The organism is Deltaproteobacteria bacterium, assembly GCA_022340465.1.
Taxonomy (GTDB): Bacteria; Desulfobacterota; Desulfobacteria; order Desulfobacterales; family B30-G6; genus JAJDNW01.
The window spans coordinates 1-3,190 of sequence record JAJDNW010000122.1 but is presented as its reverse complement, the minus strand read 5'-3'; the positions used below and the strand labels follow the sequence as shown (position 1 = coordinate 3,190).

Below are 3,190 nucleotides of genomic sequence, written 5' to 3'. Positions count from 1 at the left end.
GGCGCCGCGTGGGTGTGGAGGCCTACGCCCGGTCTCTGATAGCCTTTCTGGAAAAGAGCCTGTTGTGCTAGACCGTCTCCGAAGGTCTCATTTGTAACTTCACGCCGCAACAGTCTGTGCGGCTGTTAGCGGGCTCACTTTGTAGCCCATGTCGTTAAGAAACTTTTTATAGAATTTTAGCCGTCGATCCATAAATCGGGATTCGTAAACTTTGGCTCCAATATCGACATAGGACTGGCCGTGACAGAGCAGGCGGTAAACAATATGCCCGAGTTTACGTGCGGTGGCGAAAACCGCTACAGAGGCACCTTTACGCCTGGAAATGCGCCTGTAAAATGCACCCAGCGCCGTTTTGGAGTTGCGAAGTGTGATCGCTGACAACCGTAGCGCATCTGCCACCCGCGTACTGGTGGTGCCTTTAAATTTGTTGGGAACTTTTTTCCCGGCGCTGATCGACAAATTCGGCGCTAACCTAAGATAGGAGACAAAGTGATTTTCATCTGGAAACGCACTAAAATTCGGACCTAACTCGCTCAAAATTACTGAAGCCGTATCGACTCCGATACCGTCGATGCTTGTCAAATCGACGCCCGAGAGCTGATACAATGCTTGGCGCATAGGTTCCTGACCTTGTTTGGCAATATTTCTGGCCTTGGTCTTGGAAGCCGGTGGCGGGGCGGATTCGTCGTCATCAACCGCAGGCTGCAACGATTTGATATAGGAAAGGATTTCTTCGTCGTATTCGGCAACGAGCGCACAAAGATGATCGTACATCTTCAAGGCTTGGCGCAGATTGAACAAATGCTCCGGGCGCCAGTTACCGGTCAGTTCATCGGCAATCTGTTGTTCGTTCTTTTTACAACGGCGATCACGCATTTTCGCCAAGCTGACAGGATCGCGTTGGCCGTCGACAATGGCGCGGATAATTTTCATTCCGGTCACACCGGTGATGTCAGAAACCGCATGATGTACACACACGTTCATCTGATCCAGGCTTTTTTGCATGCGCCGCACCCAGTCCGAGCGTTGCTCTACCATGGTGTTGCGTTCACGGATTAACGCGCGCAGGCGGCAGATGTCGTCTGGCGGCCGGAACGAGCCCCGCAGCAATCCGCAGGCATGAAGCAGCTGAAGCCATTGGCAGTCCAACATGTCGGTCTTGCGCCCCGGCACATGGCTGACCTGACGGGCGTTGGCCAGAATGACTTCAAAACCACGGCTGTCGAGGATTTCAAACAAGGGGATCCAATATACCCCGGTGCTCTCCATGGCCACGGTTTTTACCTGTTGGCCTTTGAGCCAGTCTGCAAGGCGCAACAGTTCGGGTGTGGTGGTGCCGAAACGCTCCACGTTGGGGGTGTCGTCCTCCAGTGGCGGACCGGCAACCCAGTGTTCCCGAGATCCCAGGTCGATACCGGCAGCATCAGGTTGAATGGTTTTCAGTGAACGAACGGGCATTTTTCTCTTTTTGCGCTTGTCTTTGCGGGCCATCGCTACCTATATCCTTTCAGTTGCTGGGGTCGCGGTAGCCCGGGGTGGCACCTATAGTTGATTCTCATTTGGGAGAGTGCAAAAGCCTCATCATTGATCAGGGGCAGCCCGGGGCCATGCTCTTGTAGGGGCACAAACGCTCCAGAGGTAAAGCGGCCTTGACTGCTACCGCGTCCTGAATGGCCCGACTATAGGCTGCTATTCGCTACGCTACAAGGTTGAAGTTACTTTCCCGATCAGCCCGGCGTCCTTTCAGCCGGAGGCGGCGCTCTTGTGAAACTAAAGTTGAGAGTTGGGAGTTCAGGGTTATGAGTTGGCGGTATCAGGCTCTGTTTGATTTCTGGTTCTGAGCCGCAGTTTCTGTCATGATCCGCCCCGAAGGCGGTTGAAAATCGATGGTGATCGTGATATCAGCCGGTGTTCGGAAATCTTGGTTGAGATTCCAGCAGGTTGTCTTTTCTTTAAAGAAATGGCGGTACAATGGCGGGCAGGCTTTTCAAAGCCGTACCGGTGGGCATCGTCCTGCCGGTGGTATTGACCGTGGTGCTCTTTGTGGCCACGATATTTTTTCTGATTCTTCCCATGCTCGAAGCCGGCATGATGGCCGGAAAGCGGGAGACCATCCGCGAGCTGACCGCCGTGGCCCACAGCCTGCTGGCCGGCCTGGAGGCTCAGGAACGCGACGGTCGTCTGACCCGCGAGGAGGCCCAGTCCCGTGCCGTGACGGATATTCGGCAGCTGCGTTACGGCCCGGAGCTCAAGGATTACTTTTGGATCAACGACCTCACGCCGCGGATGCTCGTCCATCCTTACCGGCCGGATCTGGAAGGTCGCGATGTCTCCCAGTTCACGGATCCCCAAGGCAAACGGATATTTCAGGATTGCGTGGCGATCGTCTCCCGGCAGGGGGCCGGGTACGTCGATTACAGCTGGCAGTGGAAGGACGACCCCGGGCGGATTTTGCCCAAGATTTCCTACGTGCGCGAATTCGCCCCCTGGGGCTGGATCGTCGGCACCGGTATCTACGTAGAGGATGTGCGGGCTGAAATCGGGGCCATCACCCGCAAGCTGAGCCTGATTTGCCTCGCCATCCTGGCCGTCATCGTGGGGCTGTCGGCCTATGTTATCTGGCAGGGGCTGGTGCGTGAAAGACAGGCCCGCCTCCACCAGGCCCAGCTTTACCAGGCGGACAAGATGGCCAGCCTGGGGACCCTGGTATCCGGCGTGGCCCACGAGATCAACAACCCGATTATGTCGATCATGCTCAACGCCCCGATCCTGGAGAAGGCCTGGAAAAGCGCCCTACCGGTCTTGGATGCGCACTGCAGCGACGGAGGGGATTTCGCGGTGGGGGCAATGCCCTATTCCCAGCTGCGCGAACGGATCCCCGACCTTTTGGCCCACATGAGCGAGAGCGCCTCACGGGTTAAATCCATCGTGTCGGACCTGAAGGATTTCGCCCGCCAGAACCCCGGCGAAATGGCCGATTGGGTGGATCTCAACCAGGTGGCAAAAAAGGCGGTCGGGCTGGTGGCCAACCTGATCAAGAAGTCGGCTCAAGATTTTAACGCCGAATATGCTCCCGAGCTCCCACGGTTTACGGGCAATTCTCAACGCATGGAGCAGGTGGTGATCAACCTGCTGGTCAATGCCTGTCAGGCGGTTGCCGGAAGACACAAGGGCATCACGGTCGCCACCG

At 56.4% G+C, this 3,190-nt stretch carries 2 protein-coding genes; one reads left to right on the top strand and one right to left on the bottom strand.

What is annotated here, in order from left to right; translation table 11 throughout:
• Positions 1 to 99 precede the first annotated feature (99 nt).
• Positions 100 to 1,491 carry an IS110 family transposase gene (locus LJE94_16645; GenBank protein MCG6911731.1) on the bottom strand — a complete coding sequence of 464 codons (1,392 nt, stop codon included), beginning with the start codon at positions 1,489 to 1,491 and terminating at the stop codon, positions 100 to 102.
• A gap of 480 nt (positions 1,492 to 1,971) precedes the next feature.
• On the opposite strand from LJE94_16645, the gene LJE94_16640 reads away from it, so the two are divergent.
• The coding region (locus LJE94_16640; GenBank protein ID MCG6911730.1) for a cache domain-containing protein at positions 1,972 to 3,190 on the top strand (1,219 nt) is incomplete at its 3' end.